This window comes from Sphaerisporangium sp. NPDC005288 (assembly GCF_040607475.1).
GTDB classification, from domain to species: Bacteria; Actinomycetota; Actinomycetes; order Streptosporangiales; family Streptosporangiaceae; genus Sphaerisporangium; species Sphaerisporangium rhizosphaerae.
This window is the reverse complement of record NZ_JBEXGT010000021.1, coordinates 89,156-112,014: the sequence shown is the minus strand read 5'-3', so window position 1 is coordinate 112,014 and position 22,859 is coordinate 89,156. Positions and strand designations below refer to the sequence as shown.

General features: G+C 71.6%; 17 protein-coding genes and 1 riboswitch. Of the genes, 6 read left to right on the top strand and 11 right to left on the bottom strand.

Going from position 1 to position 22,859, the window contains the following annotated elements; genetic code table 11:
* The first annotated feature begins 330 nt into the window (after positions 1–330).
* Both ABZU32_RS21085 and ABZU32_RS21080 read left to right on the top strand, forming a co-directional pair.
* Positions 331–1,566 (top strand): acyl-CoA dehydrogenase family protein, encoded by a 1,236-nt coding sequence (locus tag ABZU32_RS21085; protein WP_354836155.1) that lies wholly within the window; start codon positions 331–333, stop codon positions 1,564–1,566.
* Positions 1,563–2,390, top strand: coding sequence for an SDR family NAD(P)-dependent oxidoreductase (locus tag ABZU32_RS21080; protein WP_354924413.1), 828 nt, complete (start codon positions 1,563–1,565; stop codon positions 2,388–2,390). Before ABZU32_RS21085 ends, ABZU32_RS21080 begins: the two co-directional genes overlap by 4 nt.
* A gap of 39 nt (positions 2,391–2,429) precedes the next feature.
* Here the strand turns inward: ABZU32_RS21080 and ABZU32_RS21075 are convergent, their stop codons facing one another.
* The 7 genes from ABZU32_RS21075 to ABZU32_RS21045 form a co-directional block, all read right to left on the bottom strand.
* Positions 2,430–3,749 carry a GH1 family beta-glucosidase gene (locus tag ABZU32_RS21075; protein ID WP_354924411.1) on the bottom strand — a complete coding sequence of 440 codons (1,320 nt, stop codon included), beginning with the start codon at positions 3,747–3,749 and terminating at the stop codon, positions 2,430–2,432.
* Between the two features lie 81 nt (positions 3,750–3,830).
* Entirely contained in the window at positions 3,831–4,850 is a 1,020-nt protein-coding gene (locus ABZU32_RS21070) for a LacI family DNA-binding transcriptional regulator (protein ID WP_354836149.1), read from the bottom strand.
* Between the two features lie 30 nt (positions 4,851–4,880).
* Positions 4,881–6,314 carry a GH1 family beta-glucosidase gene (locus ABZU32_RS21065; protein WP_354836147.1) on the bottom strand — a complete coding sequence of 478 codons (1,434 nt, stop codon included), beginning with the start codon at positions 6,312–6,314 and terminating at the stop codon, positions 4,881–4,883.
* The gene (locus ABZU32_RS21060) at positions 6,311–7,186 is read right to left on the bottom strand and encodes a carbohydrate ABC transporter permease (RefSeq protein ID WP_354836570.1); all 876 of its coding nucleotides are present in this window, start codon (positions 7,184–7,186) and stop codon (positions 6,311–6,313) included. The genes ABZU32_RS21065 and ABZU32_RS21060 overlap by 4 nt, the downstream gene beginning before the upstream one ends.
* 5 nt (positions 7,187–7,191) lie before the next feature.
* A complete protein-coding gene (locus ABZU32_RS21055; protein WP_354836145.1) occupies positions 7,192–8,172 on the bottom strand; it encodes a sugar ABC transporter permease in 981 nt (326 codons plus the stop codon).
* A 247-nt stretch (positions 8,173–8,419) separates the two neighbouring features.
* A complete protein-coding gene (locus ABZU32_RS21050) occupies positions 8,420–9,757 on the bottom strand; it encodes an ABC transporter substrate-binding protein (RefSeq protein WP_354924409.1) in 1,338 nt (445 codons plus the stop codon).
* A gap of 561 nt (positions 9,758–10,318) precedes the next feature.
* On the bottom strand, positions 10,319–11,026 hold the full coding sequence (locus ABZU32_RS21045) for a CHAP domain-containing protein (protein ID WP_354924458.1): 708 nt from the start codon (positions 11,024–11,026) through the stop codon (positions 10,319–10,321).
* Positions 11,027–11,038: 12 nt separating this feature from the next.
* Positions 11,039–11,188, bottom strand: a riboswitch (cyclic di-AMP (ydaO/yuaA leader).
* Positions 11,189–11,693: 505 nt separating this feature from the next.
* On the opposite strand from ABZU32_RS21045, the gene ABZU32_RS21040 reads away from it, so the two are divergent.
* The 3 genes from ABZU32_RS21040 to ABZU32_RS21030 all read left to right on the top strand — a co-directional run bounded on the left by ABZU32_RS21040 (position 11,694) and on the right by ABZU32_RS21030 (position 15,124).
* Entirely contained in the window at positions 11,694–12,680 is a 987-nt protein-coding gene (locus tag ABZU32_RS21040) for a hypothetical protein (RefSeq protein ID WP_354924407.1), read from the top strand.
* A 14-nt stretch (positions 12,681–12,694) separates the two neighbouring features.
* Positions 12,695–13,888: a DUF6716 putative glycosyltransferase gene (locus ABZU32_RS21035; protein ID WP_354924405.1), complete on the top strand. Its 1,194-nt coding sequence runs from the start codon at positions 12,695–12,697 to the stop codon at positions 13,886–13,888.
* A gap of 168 nt (positions 13,889–14,056) precedes the next feature.
* The gene (locus ABZU32_RS21030; protein WP_354924403.1) at positions 14,057–15,124 is read left to right on the top strand and encodes an endo-1,4-beta-xylanase; all 1,068 of its coding nucleotides are present in this window, start codon (positions 14,057–14,059) and stop codon (positions 15,122–15,124) included.
* 10 nt (positions 15,125–15,134) lie between these two features.
* Here the strand turns inward: ABZU32_RS21030 and ABZU32_RS21025 are convergent, their stop codons facing one another.
* From ABZU32_RS21025 to ABZU32_RS21010, 4 genes are all read right to left on the bottom strand, one after another.
* Positions 15,135–16,412, bottom strand: a complete 1,278-nt coding sequence (locus ABZU32_RS21025) for a polysialyltransferase family glycosyltransferase (RefSeq protein WP_354924401.1) — start codon at positions 16,410–16,412, stop codon at positions 15,135–15,137.
* Positions 16,409–17,371, bottom strand: a complete 963-nt coding sequence (locus tag ABZU32_RS21020; protein WP_354836133.1) for a glycosyltransferase family 2 protein — start codon at positions 17,369–17,371, stop codon at positions 16,409–16,411. Before ABZU32_RS21020 ends, ABZU32_RS21025 begins: the two co-directional genes overlap by 4 nt.
* 88 nt (positions 17,372–17,459) lie before the next feature.
* A complete protein-coding gene (locus tag ABZU32_RS21015; protein ID WP_354924399.1) occupies positions 17,460–19,520 on the bottom strand; it encodes an N-acetylneuraminate synthase family protein in 2,061 nt (686 codons plus the stop codon).
* 295 nt (positions 19,521–19,815) lie between these two features.
* A complete protein-coding gene (locus ABZU32_RS21010) occupies positions 19,816–21,171 on the bottom strand; it encodes an ATP-binding protein (protein ID WP_354836129.1) in 1,356 nt (451 codons plus the stop codon).
* Between the two features lie 274 nt (positions 21,172–21,445).
* On the opposite strand from ABZU32_RS21010, the gene ABZU32_RS21005 reads away from it, so the two are divergent.
* Positions 21,446–22,753 (top strand): right-handed parallel beta-helix repeat-containing protein, encoded by a 1,308-nt coding sequence (locus ABZU32_RS21005; RefSeq protein WP_354924397.1) that lies wholly within the window; start codon positions 21,446–21,448, stop codon positions 22,751–22,753.
* Positions 22,754–22,859: the final 106 nt, after the last annotated feature.

The window sequence follows — 22,859 nt, the reverse complement described above, 5'->3', positions numbered from 1 at the left end:
CCCCTTCTCGCCGACCCGGCGCCGGGCAAGGCCTCAGTCGGGGCCGGGAAGAGCATGGCACCGGGGTGAAGGTGAGCGTTCGCCGGTCCCGTGCGGCACGGCGGCGCGGGATTCGGGGTTCCCCGTCTCGCCGGCCCGGCGCCGGGGAAAGGCCGGCCGGGGCGGGGGGCGTCGCTCCTGGCTAAGGGAAGGGCGGCGGGGCGGCGCCGTTTTGGGGGAGGGGTGTCTATCGTGCCGGGCGGATGCCTGAGATCCTCGGGCGAGCGTATTGGGACGTGCCGCCGCGGGCGCGCCGAGGGCGGGCGACGCCTGCCGACGAGGAGGGGTCCGATGGCCATCGACTTCACGCTCGCCCCCGAGCACGAGGAGATCCGCCGGCGCGTGCGGGACTTCATCCGGGGCACCGTCGTCCCCGCCGTCGAGGGCCTGGACGACGAGACGGCCGCCACCACGCGCGAGGAGTACCTGCGGGTGATCTTCGGCCTGCGCGCCCGGGCGCGCGAAGAGGGGCTGTGGCTGCCTCACATGCCCAAGGAGTGGGGCGGCATGGGTCTCGGCCACGTCGAGCTGGCCATGGTCCAGTCGGAGGCCGCCAAGACCCGCCTCGGCCCCTGGATCCTCAACTGCGCGGCCCCCGACGAGGGCAACATGCACACGCTGCTGCACTGGGGCGACGACGAGCAGAAGGAACGCTACCTGCGGCCGCTGCTCGAGGGCGCCAAGATGTCGTGCTTCGCCATGACCGAGCCCGAGGTGGCAGGCTCCGACCCGACGCTCATCCGCACGCACGCCGTCAGGGACGGGGACGAGTGGGTGATCAACGGCCACAAGTGGTTCATCTCCAACGCCCGCCGCGCGAGCTTCGCCATCCTCATCGCCCGGACCGAGACCGACGTCCCCGAGGGTTCCCGCGGCGCCAACACCGCCTTCCTGGTCGACCTGCCCCAGGAGGGCTGGAACGACGTCCGCGAGGTCGAGACGATGCACGGCTCCACGGGGCACAGCGAGATCGTCATCACCGATCTGCGGGTGCCCGACGGCGCGATATTGGGCGGCCGGGGCAACGGCCACCGCCTGGGCCAGTACCGTCTCGGCCCCGCGCGGCTCGCGCACTGCATGCGCTGGATCTCCCAGGCGGAGACCGCGCTCGACATGATGGTCGACCGGGCGCTCAACCGCTACAGCCACGGCTCGCTGCTGGCCGACAAGCAGGGCGTCCAGTGGCTCATCGCCGACTCGGCCATGGAGCTGTACCAGTGCAAGCTCATGGTGCTGCACGCCGCCTCCAAGATCGACAAGGGTGAGGACTTCCGCACCGAGGTCTCGATGGCCAAGCACTTCGTCGCCGGCAGCCTCAACCGGATCATCGACCGGGCCATCCAGGTGCACGGAGCGCTCGGCTACTCCACCGACACCCCGCTGGCGAAGATGTTCCAGCACGCCCGGTGGGCGCGCTTCGCCGACGGCGCGGACGAGATCCACCAGATGCGCATCGCCGAGCGTACGATCGCCGCGTACCGGGCCACCGGTTCCACCAGCGCCGCCACCGGAGGGTTGCCACTGTGAACGAGATCGACCTGATCAGCGGGCTCGTCCCCGCGACGGGGGAGGAGCGGCCGGCGCCCGCGCCGTCCAACGTGGTGCGCTCCGACCGGCTCGACGGCAAGGTCGCCCTCGTCACCGGCGGCGCCGGCGGCATCGGCGCCGCGGTCGCCCGCCGGCTGGCCGAGGGCGGCGCCCGCGTCGTCGTCGCCGACATCGACGACGCGGGCGCCGCGGAGGTCGCCGGCGAGATCGGCGGGACGGCCGCGCGCTGCGACGTGCGGCGGCCGGCCGACAGCGAGAAGGCCGTGGCCCTGGCGGTCGAGCGGTACGGGCGGCTCGACCTGGCCTTCCTCAACGCCGGCGTGACCACCGGCTGCGGCCTCGGCGACGACTTCGACCTCGAGCGCTACCGCCTGGCGATGAGCGTCAACCTCGACGGGGTCGTGTTCGGCGTGCGGGCCGCGACGCCCGCGCTGCGGGCGGCCGGCGGCGGCACCATCGTGGCGACCTCCAGCATGGCCGGCATCGTGGGCATCCCCGCCGACCCGATCTACGCCGCCGGCAAGCACGCCGTCGTCGGGCTGGTCCGCTCGCTCGGCCCCGCCCTCGCCCGGGCCGGCATCAAGGTGCAGGCGCTGTGCCCGTCCTTCGCCGACACCCCGATCCTCGGCGGCGGCAAGGCCGTGCTCGAGGAGATGGGCTTTCCCATCCTCCCGGTCTCCGCGGTGACCGAGGCCTTCATTCGGCTGCTCGACAGCGACGGCACGGGCGAGTGCTGGTTCGTGGTGCCCGGCCGCGAGAGCGCCCCGTTCGAGTTCCGCCGCGCCCCCGGCCCGCGCGCCTGACCTTTCCCGCGCCGGTCAGGCGAGGCGGCCGGAGGAAGTTCAGGCCAGGCGGCCGGAGGAGATGAGGTCGCGATACCACAGGGCGCTGCTCTTCGGCGTCCTGCGCTGGGTGGCGTAGTCGACGTGCACGATGCCGAAGCGGGCGTCGTAGCCCTCTGCCCACTCGAAGTTGTCCAGCAGCGACCAGACGTAGTACCCCTCCACCGGCACGCCCTCGGCCAGCGCGTCGTGCACGGCCGCGAGGTGGTCGCGCAGGAAGGAGACGCGCTCGCCGTCGGCGACGCCGCCGTCCGGGCCGACCTCGTCGGGCGCGGGCACCCCGTTCTCGGTGATCACGATCGGCACCGCGGGGTAGTCGTACTTCAGCCGGGTCAGGGTGTCGTACAGACCGCGCGGGTAGATCTCCAGCCAGTCGAGCTGCGCCGTCGGGTGCTTGTGCACGCGGTTGCCCTCGGCGTCCAGGAAGTGCGGGGTGTAGTACTGCACGCCGAGCACGTCGATGGGCTCGCTGATCACCGCGAGGTCGCCCTCGAGGATGCGGTCGGGCATCGGGCTGCGCTCGGCGATCCACGCGAGCGTGTCCTCGGGGTAGGCGCCGGTGAAGATCGGGTCGAGGTAGAGCCGGTTCTCCAGCCCGTCCTGGTGCCAGACCGCCGCGTCGGCGCCGGTGAAGGGCTCGGCGGCGTAGGTCGGGTGCAGGTTGAGCGCCGGGCCGATGCGCCGGCCGGGGTGGGCCTCGTGCAGCACGCGCGAGGCGCGTCCGTGGGCGAGCAGCAGATGGTGCAGGGCCACGAACGCCCGCCCCTCGTCCTGGACCCCCGGCGCGTGGATGCCCCAGCGGTAGCCGCAGTCGACGACGGTCTTGGGCTCGTTGATGGTCAGCCAGTCGCGGACCTCCAGCGCGTCGAACATGATCGCGGCGTAGTCGGCGAACCGCTCGGCGGTGTCCCTGTTCTCCCAGCCGCCGGCCTCCTGCAGCGCCTGGGGCAGGTCCCAGTGGAACAGAGTTGCCATGGGATGGACGCCGCGCTCGCGCAGCCCGTCGACCAGGCGGCGGTAGAAGTCCAGGCCGGCCTGGTTCACCGCGCCCGCGCCGTCCGGCTGGACGCGCGGCCAGGCGATGGAGAAGCGGTAGCCGCGCAGGCCCAGCGAGGCCATCAGGTCGAGGTCCTCGCCCAGACGGTGGTAGTGGTCGGCGGCCACGGCGCCGGTGTCGCCGTTCTTGACGTTGCCGGGGACCGCCGCGAAGGTGTCCCAGATCGACCTCCCGCGCCCGTCCTCCTCCGTGGCGCCCTCGATCTGGTAGGCGGAGGTCGCCGCACCCCAGACGAACTCGTCGGGGAAACGCTGTTCAGGCACGGGGTTCTCCTTCGGGGGGTGGGGGCGCGCGACGGCCCGGGCTCCCGGCCGCACGGGCTGCCCGGGCCGCGCCTTTGGGGGTCAGGCCGAGCCGCGCTCGACCAGGTGGGTGTCCAATATCACGACGGGCTGCTCCAGCCGCTCGCCGTTGATGCGGCAGACGAGCAGCTGCGCCATCTGGCGGCCCATGTCCTCGGTCGGCTGGTGGACGCTGGTGAGCGGCGGCACGGTGTGCGCGGCCACCGCCGAGTCGTCGAAGCCGATCACCGCGACATCGTCCGGGATGATCTTGCCGTGGTCCTTGAGCACCCTCATCGCGCCGAAGGCCATCGGGTCGGAGGCGGTGAACACCGCGTCCAGCGTCGGGTGCTGCTGGAGCAGGCGCTCCATCGCCGACACGCCGCTGGCCTCGCTGAAGTCTCCGTAGGCGACGATCTCCTGCATGCCGGTGGCCAGCAGCGCGTCGCGGTAGCCGGCCAGACGGTCGACGCCCACGCCCATGTCCTGGGAGCCGGCGATGGTCGCGATGCGCCGCCTGCCCCGGCCGAGCAGGTACTTGACCGCCTGCCGGGCGCCGGCCCTGTTGTCCATGTCGACGTAGCTGAACGGGGTGAAGCCCACCGGGCGGCCGCCGAGGACGGTCGGCACGCCCATCTCCTCCAGCCGGCCGGGCAGCGGGTCGGCGCCGTGCAGGGAGATCAGCAGCACGCCGTCCACGTGCTGCCCGGTGAGGTAGAGCTCAAGGCGCTCGTGCTCGTCGCGCGACTGCGCCATCGTCAAGATGAGCTGCAGGCCGGTCTCCGACAGCGACGAGCCGATGCCGCGGATGATGCCCGCGAAGAACGGCTCGTCGAAGATGCGCTGCTCGGACTCCGACACCACCAGCGCGATCGTGTCCGTGCGCCTGGTGACCAGGGTGCGCGCCGCCCGGTTCGGCACGTAGCCGAGTTCGTCGATCGCCTGCTGCACCGCTTCGCGCGCCTTGTCGCTCACCTTCGGCGAGCCGTTGATGACGCGAGACACGGTGCCGCGGCCGACGCCCGCGCGAGCGGCGACGGCCTCGAGGGTCGGTCGCGCTCCCGAGCGGCGGTCCCCGTTCATCAAAGTAGCCCCCTCCTGACAGTTAACGCCTTATTCTGCCGGACCCAGCAACCCGCCTCTGCGGATCGTGTCGGCGTACCAGAAGGCGCTGGCCTTGGGGGTTCTGCGCTGGCTCTCGTAGTCGACGTACACAAGTCCGAACCGCTTGCCGTAGCCCCAGGCCCACTCGAAATTGTCCATCAGGGACCAGGCGAAGTACCCCTTGAGCGGGATGCCCGCCTCGATGGCGGCGTGGCAGGTGCGCAGGTGCGCCTCGATGTAGGCCAGGCGCTCCTGGTCGTCGACCGACCCGTCGGCCACGACGTCGTCGAACGCGGCGCCGTTCTCGGAGATGACCAGGGGGATGCTCGGGTACTCGGTGGCGACCCGCTGGAGCACCTCGTACAGGCCGAGGTCGTCGATCTCCCAGCCCATCGAGGTGACCGGCCGGCCGCCGTTGACGAACGACACGTGCTCGTTGCCGGGCCACGGCGAGCCGGCGCCGGTCGGGGCGGCGGCGGCCGAGGCGGCGCCTCCGGGCTTGCCCGACACGGTGAACCGGCTGTAGTAGTTCACCATCAGGGTGTCGAACGGCGTGGAGATGGTCTCCATGTCGCCGTCCTGGATGAAGTCGATGTCGGTGACCGCGCTCAGGTCCGCGAGGACGTCCTCGGGGTAGGAGCCCTTCAGCAGCGCGTCCAGGAAGAAGCGGTTCTGCAGGCCGTCGATGCGCCGCGCGGCGTCCAGGTCGGCGGCGTCGTCGGTCGCCGGGCTGATCGCGTACAGGTTCACCGAGCCGCCGATGCGCGCGTCGGCGCCCTGGGCGCGCAGCGCCTGGACGGCCAGGCCGTGGGCGAGGTTGAGGTGGTGGGCGGCCCTGATCGAGGCGGCCGGCTCACGGCGTCCCGGCGCGTGCTCGCCGGAGGAGTAGCCGAGGAAGGCGGCGCACCAGGGCTCGTTGACGGTGCTCCACTGCTTGACGCGGTCGCCGAGCGCCTGGTGGACGCAGGCGGCGAAGTCGGCGAAGCGCTTCGACGTGTCGCGTGCGGGCCAGCCGCCGAGGTCTTCAAGTGCCTGGGGAAGGTCCCAGTGGTACAGGGTCAGCCAGGGCTCGATGCCGTTGGCCAGCAGCTCGTCCACCAGCCGCCGGTAGAAGTCCAGGCCGGCCTGGTTCACCGTGCCGGCGCCGTCCGGCATGATCCGCGGCCAGGACACCGAGAAGCGGTAGGCGGTCAGCCCGAGCTCGGCCATGACGGCCACGTCGTCCCGGTAGCGGCGGTAGTGGTCGATGGCCACATCGGCGTTCTCGCCGTTGAGGATGCGGCCCGGCTGCCGGACGAACGTGTCCCAGATGGAGGTCCCGCGCCCGTCCACGTCGGTGGACCCTTCGATCTGGTACGCCGAGGTGGCGGCGCCCCAGACGAAGCCGGTGGGGAACGCGAGGGCGGGGATGCCGGTCTGGGGTTGAGTCTCCTGCGTGGTCACGCTTTGACCGCACCTTCCATGAGTCCGCCGACGATCTGCCGGCCGAACGCGACGAAAACGACAATGAGCGGTAGTACGGAAAGGGCCGTTCCGGTGAAGATCAGGACGTAGTCCGTGCTGTGGGCCGCGGTGAGGAAGCTGATCGACACCTGAACCGTGGGGTTCTCCGGGCTCAGGACGATCAAGGGCCACATGAACTCGTTCCAGTTGAGCATGAAGGTCTGCAGCGCCAGCACGGCCATGCCGGGCCGCACGGCGGGCAGGATCACGTTCCACCAGATGCGCATGGTGGACGCGCCGTCCACCCGCGCCGCCTCGACCAGCTCCTCGGGCACGGCCTGATCGGTGTACTGCGTCATCATGAAGACGCCGAAGCCGTTGAGCAGGTAGGGCAGGATGACGGCCTTGAGCGTGCCCGTCCAGCCGAGGGTCACCATGAGCTGGTAGAGCGGGACGATGCCCATCTGCTGGAGCGGCACCATCATCGTGATGAGGATGGAGCCGAGCAGCAGGTTGCGGCCGCGGAAGTGGAGTCTGGCGAAGGCGAATCCCGCGAACGTCGAGATGAGCACGACGGAGAGCGTCACCGTCGAGGTGACGATCAGCGAGTTCACCAGACCCGTGATGAAGTGCGCGTCCTCGGTCTCGAGCACGCGCTGGATGTTGGCACCGAGGTTGCCGCCAGGGAGCAGCGGCGGGGGCACCTCCACCGCGTCGGAGTTGGTCCGCGACGCGATGATGATCATCCAGTAGATCGGGAAGATCGACAGCAGGACGGTGAAGCCCAGGGCGATCTTCGTCAGGGGGGTGGCGCGGAACGGGTCCCGCTTGCTGCGCGCCTTGCCCCTCTGCGCCGGCCTGACCTGCGTGATCGCGGTCACTTGCTGCCTCCGATCCGGCGGACGAACGTGTAGTTGATCCCGACGCCGAGGAGGATCAGCAGGAACAGCAGCCAGGCGGCCGCGGCGGCGTAGCCGTAGTTGAAGTTCCGGAAGCCCTGCTCGACGATGTACATGGCGATCGTCTGGAACTGGCCGGTGGCCCCGCCGTCCATCCGGTTGCTGGCGAACATCACCGGCTCGGCGAACAGGGTGAGCCCGCCGATCGTCGAGACGAACACGGTGAAGATGATCGTCGGGCGGATCATCGGCAGGGTGATCTGCCAGAACTGGCGGCGCGGGGAGGCCCCGTCGATGGACGCCGCCTCGTACAGGTCGCGGGGGATGGTCTGCATGCCCGCGAGGTAGATGATCGCGTTGTAGCCGGTCCAGCGCCAGTCGACCATGGTGGCGATGGCGGTCCAGGACGACCACTTGGCGCTCTGCCAGTCGATGTGCTGGTCGACGCCCACGAAGCCGAGCAGCCAGTTGAACAGGCCGAAGTCGCGGCCGTAGAGCTGGGTGAACACGATGGCGACGGCGACGACCGAGGTCACCAGCGGCACCAGGACGCCCAGCCGGAAGAACAGCCGGCCGCGGAGGCGCTTGTTGAGCGCGTTGGCGAGCATGAGCGCGAGGACGAGCTGCGGCACCGTGGCGAGGACGAAGATGCCGACGGTGTTGATCACCGCGTTCCAGAAGTCCTCGTCCGCCAGGAGCTTGGTGTAGTTGGCCAGGCCGGTGAAGGAGGCGTCTCCGCCGGCCAGTCCGTAGTCCTGGAGCGACACCCACAGGGTGAACACCAGGGGGAACAGGCCGAAGATCGCGAAGAGCAGGAAGTACGGGGAGATCAGGAAGTACGGGGTCGCCTTGATGTCGAACTGCGACCAGATACTGCGGCGGGAGCGCGCCTGGTGGCGTCCCGGCCGGGGCGGCGGAGGCGCCGGATCCGCCCGCTGCGTGTGGAGGTTGACGCTCATCGGATTTCCGGGGCGCTCCCTGGCCGGCGGCCACGGGGAGGAGCCCCATTCTCCTTCTTCTCGTCGGTAACGGTCGATCGTGTGCCCGCTACCAAGCGATAACCAAGCTCGGCATCGGTACGACTGGACGAGTGCCTCGCGGGGCGTGGGCGGTGGTGGGTTCCACCACCGCCACGCCGCTCACTACGGCAGGTCACCGGTTCGCCGGGGCGGTGAGCCCCGGCGAACCGGTGAGGACCGGGGAGGATCAGCCCGCCGCCTTCTGGCCCGCCTCGACGAACTTCTGCCAGGCCTGGGCCACGGGCACCGAGCCCTGCTCCATGCCGTTGAGGACCTGCTCCACCTCGCGCTTGACCTGCGCGTGCTTCTCACCGAGGAAGATCGGCTGAAGCGACTTGATGGACGGCCCGAAGATCTTGCCGATGGGCGCGTTGTTGAAGTACTCGTTGTTCACGCTCTGGAGCTCGGGGTTGTCCTGCGCCGGGATGGTGCTGGGCAGGTTGCCGCCCTCCTTGAACGCCATGAGCTGGGCGTCGGGGCTGGTCAGGTAGCTGGCCAGCTCGGCGGCCTCCTTCGGGTGCTTGGACTGCTTGGGCACCGCGAGCCAGGAGCCGCCCCAGTTGCCGCCGCCGCCGGGCACGGTCGCGACGTCCCACTTGCCCTTGAACTTGTCACCGGCGTTGCCCGAGACCACGCCGAGCATCCAGCCGGGGCAGCCCAGGGTCGCGAACTGCGACTTGACGAAGCCGGTGTTCCAGCCGTCGGTGAAGTTCTGCAGCTTGGCGGTCAGGCCGTCCTGGCTGATCTTCGTGGCGAGGTCGAACGCGGACTTGACGGCCGGGTTCTTGTCCACGATGAGCTGCTGGTTCTTGTCGAAGTAGGTGACGTTGCCGTTCTTGGCGGCCTCCTGCGCCAGCACCACGTTGTAGATGGTGTTGATGCTGTCGACGAACTTGGCGTCCTTGACCTTGGACTGGAACTGCTGGCCGGCCTTGATGAAGTCCTCCCAGCCGCCGCTCCACAGCTTGCCGACCTCGTCGCGGTCGGTGGGAAGCCCGGCCTGCTTGAACAGGTCGGAGCGGTAGCAGATGCTCATGCCGCCGACGTCGGTGCCGAGGGCGAACAGCTTGCCCTCGGTGTTGATGCCGTTCTCCCACTTCCAGGCGGGGAAGTCGGCCTGGCGGCTCTGCAGGCCGTACTGGCCGAGGTCGGTGAAGAACTGGGGACGGGCCTTGGCCAGACCCATGCCGCCCTCGTCGATGCCGACCACGTCGCCGGCGCCGGTGCCCGACTGCAGCCACTGCAGCATCTGCGGCCAATAGACGTTCTCAAAGCTGTCGGTGAGGTTGTTGTACTTCACCTGAACGTTGGGGTGATCGCTGTTCCACTTGGCGACCGCGGCCTTGTAGCCGAAGTTGGTCCCGCCGCCGAAGGTCTGCAGCGTAAGGGTGATCTTCTCGGCCGCGGCCGAGGACGAGCCACCGGTGCTGGTGTTCCCGCCGTCCCCGCCGGAGCTGCACGCGGCGGTGATGCCGAGTGCGACCGTCATCACCGATGCGACCGCGAGTGTCTTCCCGCGGCGCATATTGTTCATCATTCCGGACCCCTCTCAGGTGGTTGCCCGATCTTTGGGAGGTGCATCGAGGGCCGGCCCCGACAGTCGGGCCCACGATGTGCTGGATCCCTCAGTCGTGATCTCGCGGGGGTGAGCCTGCGAGCGATATTTGGGAGCGCTCCCACGAAGGGTCCCCGACGGGCAATGCTGGCGTCAATATGCCGAAACCTAACTGTTACTCCTGGGGCGGTTAGCGCTGAGAAAACCGTAGAGTAGCCCCCATAAGGCCCTTTCGCAGCATTGGGAGCGCTCCCACCGCTTCGGCACAGTCGGGCGCAAATCATCCATGCGCCACGGCGCACGGGCTTCACCGGGCTCCTAGGCCACGGCGCGCGGGCTCCGCCGAGGTCCTGGGGGCGCGGCGCGCGGGCTGCGCGGCGTTCCGGCCGGCTCGCCGGAGTGATGGGAAACGAGCGCCGGCGCCGCGCGGCCGGGGGAGTGGGCCGGCCGTGCGGCGCCGGGAGGCGTCCTTCGCGGGGAGGCGGGCGGGACGCCGCGGAAAGGTGGAACGAGGGTGGCGGGCCGCCGAGGTCAGGCGGCGTAGCCGGGGTAGCCGTATCCGACGATCTGCGAGGCCGGCCTGGTGCGGATCTCGACCTTGCCGCCGTCGGTGTTGCCCTCGACCGTGCGGATGGTGCCGTCGCCGTTGTCCTTGATGACGAAGCCGACGTGCTCGATGCCGTCGATGCTCTTGTCGCCGTTGAAGGAGAAGAACACGACCGCGCCGGGCTTGGGCGTGGTGCCCCAGCGGTCCCGCGCGGCGAACCACTTGGCGTGGGCGACGGTGTAGGCGTCGGCGCCGACGGTGTCCTGCAGGCCCATCTGCGCGCCCACCCAGGAGACGAACATGTCGCACCAGGCGGCGTCGGCGTAGTCGGCGATCGTGCCACTGTCGCGCGCCACGGTCTCCCTGGCGCGCGGGGAGCTCATGTACCAGGCGTGGAACTTGGTGCCGCCGCCGCTGCCGTTCTCGCTGATGCCGACCTGCTTCTCGGCCAGTGCCAGCAACTGCTCGGCGGAGACCTGCCGGGACGGCAGCCCCACCTTCGCCGCCTCCTGCCGCGCGACGGCGACGATGCCGCTCTTGGGAGAGGCGGCGTCGGCCTGGGGAGAGGAGTCGGCGTTCGCCGCAAGGGCGGTGCCGGTGACAACCTGGGCGAGCACGAGCCCGCCGAACGCGACGGCCTTCAACTGGTTCTTCGGGGCATCCAGAAGCCGATGTACGGTCGTGACGAACATGGACAAGCTGAGACTCCTTCTTCCTGCCGCCTACCGGGTTAGCTGACGGGTTCGGACGTGAAGGTTCGTCCTACGGGCGCGTCCGTGGGCGGGCGCGCCTGATTCACCCCAAGAAGGTGGGTCCCCGGCTCCGCGTGGGCGCGGACTCGACGGAGGCGCGTGACGGTGGGAGAGGGGTCTCTCCGCAGAGGACCGGCCGCGCCGGGCGATATCGGCGGCACGGGCGGGTCGCTCAGAGAAGCGGTCTCCCGTGCCGGGATTCCTCCGAGAGTAATACATCGGACAAACCACATGCAAGTGGGACAAAGCTCTCGTCCGTTCTGGCCTTCTCATGGCAAAGCCAGGCACGCGGCCCGGCGAGAATGCGCGTCGGGCGCGGTTGACCTGCCGCGACGCGGGTAAGGTGCCGCCGATCCGGGCCCCGCGGGCGCGGACACGACTCCGGGGCCGTCCGGGCCCAGTGATACTCGGAGCCTGCGACGCCTTCTGTGTCAAGTGGGGCCCGCGTTGCCCATGTGACGCCTGGGAGCCGCTCTCATCCGACAACGGCCGGGCCGCCGTCGGCCGCCGTTCATCGTCTGTTCCCTATTACGTAGGGTCGCGGGGCTAGGTTGCATGCGTCGTGAACGTGTCAATGCCCGGCGTGGAGAGGAACGGTCGAAGCCGCGTGCGGGAGCAGGGGTCGGCCGTCGCCTGGGTGGAGTCTCCGCTCCAGTTGCTGTGCGCGGTCGAGGCGCGGCACGCGGGGTTGATCGGGCCGGGCACCCGCGTGGTGACCCGCGGCAGGCTGCCCGGCCTGCGCGTCACCCGCGCCGAGCTGGACGTGCTGGAGCTGCCGGCCGGGCTGAGCATCCAGGCCGCCGATCAGGGCATGCCCCGTCCCGGCCGCCGCGAGGCCTGGGTCCTCGGGGACGCCTTCTCCGGCAGGATGCAGCTCACCTCGCTGACGGCCTTCCCCACCCGCATGGTCATCGTCGACGACGGCCTGGCCACCATCCGCCTGCTGGAGCTGTTGACCGCGGGCCTGGCCACCCCTCTGCTGCGCGCCCGCGCCGCGGCCAAGCCGTCCCGCCTGGCCCTGGGCGTCGCCGCGGGGATCCGCCTGCGCGCCGCGGCGAGGGCCGGACGGCTCACCGTCTTCACCGCCCTGCCCGTCCCCGCCGCCCTGGCCGACGCCGTGCGCGGGCTCGGGGCCGAGCTGGTCACCCACGACTTCGCCTGGCTGCGCTCCCAGCCGGTGGTCGCCCACCCCCGGCCCCGCGAGAACACGGTGGTCCTCGGCACCTCGCTGGTGCGCAACGGGCTGATCCACCGCGACCGCTACCTGTCCTGGCTGTTCGCCCTCGAAGGGCCGCTGGCGTACTACCCGCACCGCAGGGAGGACCCCGGCGACCTGGCCGCGGTCCGTGACCACCCCGGGGTCACCGTGTACGACGCCGGGGCGCCGGTCGAGATGACCCTGCGCGACCTGCGCCCCGGCCAGCGCGTTCTCAGCCTGCCGTCCACGGCCGTCACCTCGCTGCGCGTGCTGCTCGCCGCCCGAGGGGTGCCCGTCCAGACCGTGGAGGTGCCCGACGACTGGTGGACTCCCTCCGCGTCGGTCTCCCTCCGATCGCATCTCCAGATGTTCGCGCACGAAAGGGCTTCTCCTTGAGCCGGGTTCTCGCTGTGGCCGATTCGGACTCGTATCTGAAATGGGCGGCGGGTCTTCTCGACCAGCTACCGGCCGGTTGGACATCGACGCTGGCCGTCGTGCGCACGCCGATCGTGCCGTCCCCGGCCCAGATCACCGCCGCCGTCAGCGGCACCCGCTCCGGCGCGGCCGAGCCGCCCGCCGTGGTGTCGGCGCGGGCGCTGCGCCGCATCGCCGAACGCGACCGGCCCGACGCCATCCTGCTGGCCTGCACAGGACCGGTGGTCGACGTGCTGGCCGGCGACGTGTTCGCCGGGCTCTCGCCCCGGCCGGTGCTGGTGTCGGGGCTGCCGGGCATCTCCATCCCCGCCACAGAGAAGGCCTGGCTGTACCGCGGGGCCTGCGACCTGTTCGTCGTGCACAGCGGCAGGGAGGTGGAGGAGTTCGGCCGCATCGGCAGGGAACTGGGCGCCACCGGGTCGATGGCCCTGGCCCGCCTGCCCTACCTGGACCATCGGACGGCCGGCGGCGGGACGGGCGACCGCCTGGTGTTCGCCACCCAGGCCAAGGTGCCCAAGCGGCGCGAGGACCGCGAGAGCATCCTGCTGGCCCTCGCCCGGCTGGCCGAGGCGCGTCCGGGCCTGGACGTCGTGGTCAAGCTGCGCGCCCTTGAGAACGAGCGCCAGACCCACAACGAGCGCTACCACTACGAGCGCCTGTGGCGGTCGCTGGCCGAATCCGGCGCGGTGCGTCCCGGCTCGGTGCGCTTCGCCGCAGGCGCCATGCACGAGCACCTGGCCGCCGCGGCGGGATTCGTGACGGTCAGCTCCACCGCGGCCCTGGAGGCGATCGCCGGCCGCGTCCCGCTGCTGGTCCTTTCGGACTTCGGGGTCAGCGCCGAGATGATCAACCTGGTGTTCGAGGACAGCGGGTGCCTGGGCACCCTGGAAGACCTGGCGCGCGGCGACCTGCGGCACCCGACGGCCGCCTGGTGCGACGCCAACTACTTCCACGACCCGGCCACCAGCGACTGGGTGGCCAGGCTCGGCTCCCTGATCGCCGAGGCGCGTGCGGGGCGGCTCGCCCCGGTGCGGCCGCTGCTCACCGGACCCGAGCACGCGGCCGCCCGGCGGCGGGCCCGCCTGCGGGTGGAGGTGCCGCCGAACGTGCTGCGCGCCGGTTACCGCGCGAGCCGCCGCGTGCGCCGCTACCTCAAGGCGCTGGGCTGAACACCGGACGGGATGGCGTGAAACTTTCGTGCCGCCCCGTCCGCATCAGTGGTGGCATGGGCGCTGCGACCCCCGTCCGCCCTGCGGAACATGACGCGCCACGTTGACAACTCCCGGCGTCCGGTCACAATCAGTGACGTCAACGCCCCTGGTGACGGGAGGACGGTCATGGCGGGAAATCCCGGGTCGGAGGTCGCCATGCGCCGTTCCCTCGCGCGAGCGGCGATCGCCGCCTTCGCGGTCATCGGCGCGGTGGCCTCACCACCGCTGACGGCGGCCCCGGCAGGCGCCGCGGCCGCCACGCTGGGAGGGGCGGCCGCGGCCACCGGCCGCTACTTCGGCGCCGCCGTCGGCGCCTCCCATCTCGGCGAGGCGCCCTACGCGGCCGTGCTCGACCGGGAGTTCACCTCCGTGACGCCCGAGAACGAGATGCACTGGGACGCGGTGGAACCGGTGCGCGGCCAGTTCAACTTCACGCCGGCCGACGCCATCGTCGCCCACGCCCAGAGCAAGGGAATGCGAGTGCGCGGGCACAGCCTGGTCGACTCCCCGCACACGGCCTGGACGGGCAACCTGCTGACCGCCCAGGACACCTACCAGGCGCTCACCGCCCACATCGCCGCGGTGGCCGGCCACTTCCGAGGGAAGATCCACAGCTGGGACGTGGTGAACGAGGCGTTCGCCGACTCGGGTGGCGTGCGCCCCGGCCTGTTCCAGCGACGCCTCGGCGACTCCTACATCGAGACGGCCTTCCGGGCCGCCCGCGCGGCCGACCCGGCCGCCCGGCTGTGCCTCAACGACTATGGCATCGAGGATCCGGCGGCCGCCAAGACCCGCGGCGTGCTGGCCATGGTCAAGGACTTCAAGACGCGGGGCGTGCCGATCGACTGCGTCGGGCTGGAGTCGCACTTCTCCGCGACGGCGCCGCTGCCGGCGGCCTACGCCCAGACCATCGCCCAGTTCGCCGCGCTCGGCGTGGACGTCCAGATCACCGAGCTGGACATCGAGGGCTCGGGCGCCGCCCAGGCGCAGGACTACCGCAAGGCGCTCACCGCCTGCGTGATGGTGCCGCGCTGCACCGGCGTCACCGTGTGGGGGGTGACCGACAGGTACTCCTGGCGCAGTGGCGGCACACCCCTGCTCTTCGACCGCGACTACAACAAGAAGCAGGCCTACTACGCCGCGCTGTCCGCGTTCGCCGTGTGCGGCGGCGCGCCCCGCGCCGCCGCCTGCTAGCGGCCGGCGGTCAGCGGGACAGGGCGCGGCGCAGGCGCGAGAGGGGACGGGACTTGGCCGGTTCGGGCGCGGGCAGCAGGCCGACCGAGGCCAGCCGCCGGTTCTTGAAGTAGCGGGCCTGCGGGCCGTTGGCCTCGATGTAGCGGGCCGCGGCCTCGCGCAGCGCCGGGTAGTGCTCGCTCTGCATGCAGAAGCCCACCGCCTCCACCAGCGCGCGCAGGTCGCTCCGATCGCCGGTCGGCGGCTCGGTGATCGAGCCGTCCGGCGCCAGGCGCGGCACGGTGGCGTCGACGATCGTCACCGGGATTCGGTTGCTGTTCTCGTAGGGCGCCAGCCGCTCCAGCACCAGCTCGCAGCCCATGGTCGCGATCGGCAGGCCGAACAGCCGGCGCGCGGTCATCAGAGCGGTGGAGAAGCATCCGACCACCAGTCGCGGGCGCAACGCCAGGAAGCAGACCTCGGCCGGCACGGTGTCGCCGGCCACGCACAGGTCGACCCCGAGCTCCCGCGCGACCGCGCGCAGCAGGCGGGCGTGGTGGCCGCCCGCCGCCGGGTGCGGCTTGAACAGCACGCTGCGGTGGCCGCCCGCGGCGAGGGCGCGCAGCATCCCGGCGTGCAGCTCGGCCTCCTCCTCGGCGGTGACGATGTCCAGCGCCGACAGGTACTGGCCCAGGATGATCGCCTCGCCGTACAGGCCCTCGACGGCGGGCATCTCCTCCAGCACCCGCAGGAACGCCGCGTCCGGCAGCGGCTCGGGCGCCACCCCGACCTCGCGCAGCAGCAGCGGCGTGAGCTCGGGCACCAGGTCAAGGTGGAGCAGCCGGGTGATCCGGCCGGAGATCTCCAGCGGCAGCGGGTCGCGGGTCGGCCCGTAGCTCATCAGGCCGTCGGAGTACACCGTGATCGGGCAGTCGCGGACCAGCGCCGCAACCGTCCTGGCCGGCGGCACCGCCACCGACTCCAGCACCAGCTCGGCGGCCCCCTCACCCAGTGCGAGGTGGCCGCGCACCAGGCGCTCCAGCATGGGCACCTCGATGACGCGCGCCTTCCAGTCGGAAGGGTGCAGCGGGGCGATGATGTCGTTCCACGACCACACCTCGTCGAACCGGGGCCGCAGCGCCGCGAACCCCGGGGCCTCGTCCAGGGACGGGGTCACCTCGGGGATCGCGGCGTTGTTGGACACCAGCAGCACCCGGCGGCCGTCGTGCGGGCCGAACCTGCCCGCGTCCATGGCCGCCGCCAGCGTCATCGTCCCGAACAGGGTGGAGCTGTAGAAGACCTGCGTCATGGCGAACGCTCCTCGGGCTGTCTGAGAGGTCGGGGGAGCAGCGGCCCGAGCAGGGCCTGCCGCTCCTCGTCCAGCCCCGTCTGCCCGAGCAGGTCCGCCGGGAGACCGGCCAGGACGTCCCGCGCCCTGTCTTCGAAGCGGGCACGCAGCGCGGGGGAGAAGCGGTCGCCGAGCTCCAGGTGGTGGGCCAGCAGCGCGCAGAAGGTGCGCACCGCCTTGGGCTGCAGGTGCGGCTCGCCCTCGATCTGCTTGAACACCAGGTCGAAGGCGTCGAAGAAGTGCAGCTGCCGTTCGTCGCCGACCTGGGTCAGCGAGGTGGACACCAGCCGCCGGTAGAACACCCCGGCGATGGAGGCCACCGCGAACGACCGCGCCTCGCGGTGCAGCCGCCAGATCCACGGCCGGTCCTCGGCGGTGTGCAGGTGCCCCGGGAAGGCGAGCAGGTCGCCCAGCGAGCGCCGGTACACCCCCGCCCACGCGTAGGGGTAGTCCACCATCGTCCGCGCGCCGGCCGGCAGGATGCGGTCGCGCGGGTCGAGCACCACGCCCCGCCGGGCCTCCGGCGCGCGGTGCACGGTGCGCTTGCGCCCCTCCACCTGCACGTGGTCCACCCGGACGAAGTCGCAGCCCAGGCCCTCGATCGCCTCGACGAGCCGGGGGAGGTACCCCCGGCCCACCCAGTCGTCGCCGTCCAGGAAGGTGAGATACCGGCCCGAGGCGAGAGACAGGCCGGCGTTGCGGGCGTCGGCCAGCCCCACAGGAGAGCTGTTGCGCAGCACGGTCAACCCCGGCAGGTCGTCGCGGAAGTCGTCGATGACCTGCGGGGTCGCGTCCACCGAGCCGTCGTCGACGACGATGAACTCGAAGTCGGGCCGCGCGTTGCGCCGCAGTGAGGCCAGCGTGTCGCCGATGAACGGCGCCGCGTCCCGCACCGGCACCACGACCGACAGCGTGATCACCGGCGTCCTCCGGTGCGCGTCGCCGCGCCGCCTCCTGCCGCGCGCCGCTCGGGGCGGCGCGCGTCCATGTCGATGATCATCTCGTGGGTCAGACGGTGACGCGGCGCAGGCGGGACTTGGGGGCCTCCTCGCCCGGGAAGACGCGCTTGACGCCGTCGCCGAGGGCCTGCTCGATGATCCTGATGTCGCGCACCAGGTGCTCCAGGCCGCTCGGCTCCAGCGAAGCCGCGTGGTCGGAGCCCCACATCGTGCGGTCCAGGGTGATGTGGCGCTCCACGGTCACCGCGCCCAGCGTCACCGCGGCCAGGGAGATCTGCAGGCCGCGCTCGTGGCCGGAGTAGCCGACCGGGACGCCGTACCGGTCCTGCAGGGTGATGATCGTGCGGAGGTTGGCCTCCTCAGGCGGCAGCGGGTAGGTGGAGGTGGCGTGCATGATCACCAGCTTGGAGGTGCCGAGGATCTCCACGGCCGCGTCGATCTCCGGAAGCGTCGACATGCCGGTCGACAGGATGATCGGCTTGCCGGTGGCGGCGAGCCGGCGCAGCAGCTCGTGGTCGGTCACGCTGGCCGAGGCGACCTTGTGCGTGACGACGTTCATCTCCTCCAGGAAGTCCACCGACGGCACGTCCCACGGGGAGGCGAACCAGTCCAGGCCCCGCTCGGCGCAGTACTTGGCGATCTGGGTGTACTCGTCCTGGCCGAACTCCACCCGGTACTTGTACTCCAGGTAGGTCATCTCGCCCCAGGGCGTCTGGCGCATCTGGTCGCGCTGGTGGGCCGGCACGGCGATCTCCGGCGTGCGCTTCTGGAACTTCACCGCCTGGCAGCCGGCGTCGGCGGCCACGTCGATGAGGCGGCGGGCGATGTCCAGGTCGCCGTTGTGGTTGATGCCGATCTCGCCGATGACGTACACCGGCTGCCCGGAGCCGACCAGCGACTCGCCGATCTGGACCGGGGCGCCCTTGACGCGCAGCGTCGCGCGCGGGCCGGCGGCGGCCGGCTCGGCGTCCACCGGGCGGGCGGCGAGCACGCGGTCGCACAGCTCGCGCACGGCGCCGGCGCCGCCCCCGTGGCCGAGCACGATGCGGGCGGCGGCGCGCACGCGGGGGTGGGCGTCGGGCACGGTCACCGGCCAGCCGACCAGCTCCATGCAGCCGAGGTCGTTGAGGTCGTTGCCGACGTAGGCGACCCTCGCCGGGTCCAGGCCCTCGATGCTGAGCCAGTCGCGCAGGGCGGTCTGCTTGGAGGCCAGGCCCTGCAGGACCGGGACGCCGAGCTTGCGGGCGCGGGCGGTGACGACCGGGTTCCGCTCGGTGGACAGCACCAGGATCTTGACGCCGGACCGCTTGAGCAGGGCGATGCCGAGGCCGTCGGAGCGGCTCACCGCGACGGTCTCGCGGCCGTCCTGGTCGACGTAGACCAGGTCGTCGGTGTGCACGCCGTCGAAGTCGGTGACCACCGCGTCAACGTCGAGCGGGCCGGGACGGTCCACGAACGGGGCCAGCGCCCGCACCATCTCCAGGTCCTCGGGGGAGTCCACCTCGACGGCGTGGCGGCTCGGCACCGGCTGGACGGCGACGGTGCCGAAGAAGCGGTGCCCGTGCTCGCGCAGCCCGGCGGCGCGGATGGCGTAGAAGGCGCCGGTCTCGCGGTACTCCGGCTCACGGTCCTGGCGGCGCGGGCGGTGGGCCGGGTCGTGGTTGATCCCGCGCACCCCGTCCTCGCCGCGCGCCCACACGAACTCGTGGGTGGGCAGCCCGGAGAACACCACGTCGGCGGCGCCGTCGAGCACCTTGGACACGGCGGCGTCCAGGTCGGCGGGGTCGATGAAGGCGCTGGTGCACTGGACGAGCACGACGACCTCGGGGTCGGTGCCGACCTGGTCGAGGGCGTGCAGCAGGGCCGACTCGCTGGAGGCGGTGGCGCCGCTCAGCTCGGCGGGACGCTGGACCACCTCGGCGCCCGCCGCGCGGGCCGCGGCGGCGATGGCGTCGTGGTCGGTGCTGACGACCACCCGGTCGATGAGCTCGGCTTCCGTGCAGGAGGCGACCGCGCGGGCGACCAGGGGCGTGCCGCCCACCTTGGCCAGGTTCTTCAGCGGGACGCCCGCAGAACCTCCACGGGCGGGGACGACGGCCAGGACTCGCAAGGTTGACTCCCTGATATGCGGCGTGCGAGCGGGCCGTCCTTCGGCCGCGCTCGCGAGGTGTCACGCACGCTAACCACCGGCACCATCCCGTTAGGAGATTGCGAGCTGAACGCCCAGCGTCACTCCTGTTAACACTTGGGAGAGCCGGGAAGCCGGGGCCGCCGCCGCGCCCCGTCCGGCCGGACGGCGGACGGGGGCGGGCTCATCCGGCGAAGGGGGGGTAACGCGTTCAGCGGGCGGGGGCGGGCTCATCCGGCGAGGGAGCGGGGGCTGGTTCGGCGGGCGTGCGGAGGGCTCACTCGGCGAGCGGCAGCCGCAGCACGAAGCGGGTGCCCTCGGGGACGTTCTCGACGTGGAGCGTTCCGCCGTGGGCGATGGCGACGTCGCGGGCGATGGCCAGGCCGAGGCCGGTGCCTCCCTTGTTCCTGCTGCGGGCGGCGTCCAGCCGGGCGAACCGGTGGAAGACGCGCTCGTGGTCCTCCTCGGCGATGCGGTCGCCGTCGTTGGTGACGGCGAGCACGGCCGACCCGTGGTCGCGGTGCACCTCGATCTTGACCATGTCGGCGGCGTGCCGCTGGGCGTTGTCCAGCAGGTTGTCGATCACCCGGTACAGGTGCGTGCGCACGCCCATCACGGTGACGTGCTCCTCGACGCCGGCGATGACCGGCACGCGGCCGGGCCGGGCGGCGATCTCGCCGGTGGCGAGCTGGCCGAGGTCGACGGGCTCCTGCGCGGCCGGGCCGCCCGAGCCGAGCCTGGCCATGAACAGCAGGTCGGTGACGATGGTCTCCAGCCGGTCGGTGTCGCGCAGCGCCCCCCGCACCAGCGTGCCGAGGTCGGTCTCCTCGGGGTGCAGCAGTGACTCCTCAAGCTGGGCGCGCAGCCCGGCGATGGGCGTGCGCAGCTCGTGCGAGGCGTCCGCGGCGAACCTGCGCTGCTGCTCCACCGAGTGCTCCAGCCGTGCCAGGGTGCTGTTGACGGTGCGGGCCAGGTGGGAGATCTCGTCCTCGCCGGGAGGCTCCCGCACCCGCAGGGACAGATCGCTCGCGGTGATGTGGGCGAGCTGGGCCTGGATGTGGTCGATGGTGCCAAGACCACGGTCGGCGGTCTTGTAGGCGATCCAGCCGACCAGGCCGGCCACGGCGGCGATCTGCAGGCCGACGGCCACGTCGAGAATGCGGGTGGACAGCACGGCCGGGGTGGGCGCGGCCGCGTACACCACCGGCGCGCCGGGGCCGGGGCCGGTGAGCGTCGCGGTCACGTGGAAGCAGCCGACGGACAGGGGCCGGCAGGTGGTGAAGTCGAGCAGGTCGTGCGGGACCACCGGCCGCGCGTCGCTGAGCGGCGGCAGGGTCCGGCCGCGGGCGGTCGAGGCCAGGATGTGCCGCCCGGGCCCGACCACCTGGATGAGGTCGACGTCGCCCGGGCCGGGCGCGATCGGGTTGAGCAGGGACGACTCGCGGTAGGCCACCACGACCCGCGAGGCGGCCTCTCTGGTGTCGTGCCAGATGGCGTTGGCGACCGTGGCCCTGATGACCAGGTCGGCGGCGACGCCGAGGGGGATCAGGAACAGGGCGGCCAGGACGAGCGTGAGGAGGGTGACCCGCCCTCTGATCGATCGTGGCCAGATGGCGGCCCGTGGGAGGGGCATTGGCAAAGGCTATCCGCGCGGATCTCCGCCAAGATCCGCGTGCCGGGAAAGAGGTGGCCAAGGGATGGCAAACTCCCCCGGCGCGGGCCGGGGCGCCACGCCGCCGGACCCTAGCGTCCGGCGTGCCGGATCACCGATCCGGCCGCCGGAGGGTTGGGGTCTCCCCCTGGGGATCACCGACCGCTACGGTGTGCGGCAGCAACCTTTTAATACCGAGTGTGGGGTTATGGCGCCGAAAGCCTGGCGGGCCTGTCTGTCCTTACCGTTGACCTCCGTGCTGCTCGCCACCCCGGCGTCGGCCGCCTCGCTTCCCGTGGAGCGCTCGAACGCCGCCGCCGCGTCGCGGGCGGCGTCCGGGACCGGCGGCGCCGGCGCGGCTCTGGAACGCTCCGCCGCCGGCCGGGCCTTCTACGTGGACTCCCGCGAGGGGGACGACGACGCGCCGGGCACCTCGCCGGGCAAGGCCTGGCGGTCGCTGGAGCGGGCGGGGGAGGCCCGGCTGCGCCCGGGGGACACGCTGCTGCTGAGGCGGGGCGGCCGGTGGAAGGGCACGCTGAGGCTGGAGGCGGACGGCACCGCCCGGCGTCCCATCACCGTCGGGGCCTACGGCAAGGGCGGGCGGCCGAAGATCAGCGGGCGTGACGACGACTGCGTGGTGGTCGCCGGGTCCTACCTGCGGGTGTCGGAGGTGCGGGCGAGCGACTGCGGATGGGCGGGCTTCCGCGTGGACGGCCGCCACAACGACCTGTGGGACGTGTACGCCGACCGCAACGTCGCCGGGGTGTGGATGACCGCGCGCGGCGGGCGCAACGTCCTGCGCAACAGCCAGATGGTGGGCAACGACCGGATGAGCGTCGACGACGCCGAGCCCGACAACGACTCGGGCGCGTTCGGCGTGCTGCTCAACGGCGACGACAACCGCGTGATCGGCAACCTGATCTCCGGCAGCTACGCCAGGAGCCAGGACTACGTGACCGACGGCGCGGCCGTGGAGGTGTACGACGGCGACCGCAACCTGGTGGCGCACAACGTCGCCAGGGACAACGAGACCTTCACCGAACTCGGCCACCGGCCCGGCGGGACCGCCGACGGGAACCTGTTCGCCAACAACGTGGTGACCTCCTCGCGTCCCCGGGGATCGTTCCTGATCACCCGGGGGCCCGGGCACATCGTCGGCCCGGTCAGGGGCACGGTCGCGGTCAACAACTCGGTGTACCTTCCGGCGCGCCGGACCATCGGCTTCTCCTGTGCCGACGGCTGCGGCAAGAAGATCCTCAGGTTGCGCAACAACGCGATCAAGGTGGGCGGCCTCGTCGGGTTCGAGGACGCCTCGGGGATCGACGACGCGGGCGGCGTCTACGACGGCAGGATCAAGGACTTCAAGCCCGGCCACCGCTCCATCCACGCGGACCCGCGCTTCGCCGGCCGTCGTGACCTGCGGCTTCGTCCAGGGTCACCCGCCATCGGGCAGGGTGTGCCGCTCGGGGCATCCTGGTACGGCGGGGCCTCCATGGCCCACGACGCGGCGGGACGGGCGATTCGGCGATCGAAGAACCCGGACGCGGGCGCCTATCAATACTGAATTGGATTTATTTCCTACATATCTCCGGAACATCGGTGAAACCTACATCCGACACCCTGTGTGGCGAGGGGCCGCGGATGAAACAAAACAGGAGGTCGGCACGCGT

What these genes read in the sequence shown, in the direction of transcription:
- ABZU32_RS21085 (WP_354836155.1), top strand. Translation starts at nt 331, where the DNA reads ATGGCCATCGACTTCACGCTCGCCCCCGAGCACGAGGAGATCCGCCGG.
- ABZU32_RS21070 (WP_354836149.1), bottom strand. Translation starts at nt 4,850, where the DNA reads ATGAACGGGGACCGCCGCTCGGGAGCGCGACCGACCCTCGAGGCCGTC.
- ABZU32_RS21055 (WP_354836145.1), bottom strand. Translation starts at nt 8,172, where the DNA reads ATGAGCGTCAACCTCCACACGCAGCGGGCGGATCCGGCGCCTCCGCCG.
- ABZU32_RS21050 (WP_354924409.1), bottom strand. Translation starts at nt 9,757, where the DNA reads ATGCGCCGCGGGAAGACACTCGCGGTCGCATCGGTGATGACGGTCGCA.
- ABZU32_RS21045 (WP_354924458.1), bottom strand. Translation starts at nt 11,026, where the DNA reads ATGTTCGTCACGACCGTACATCGGCTTCTGGATGCCCCGAAGAACCAG.
- ABZU32_RS21030 (WP_354924403.1), top strand. Translation starts at nt 14,057, where the DNA reads ATGGCGGGAAATCCCGGGTCGGAGGTCGCCATGCGCCGTTCCCTCGCG.
- ABZU32_RS21025 (WP_354924401.1), bottom strand. Translation starts at nt 16,412, where the DNA reads ATGACGCAGGTCTTCTACAGCTCCACCCTGTTCGGGACGATGACGCTG.
- ABZU32_RS21010 (WP_354836129.1), bottom strand. Translation starts at nt 21,171, where the DNA reads ATGCCCCTCCCACGGGCCGCCATCTGGCCACGATCGATCAGAGGGCGG.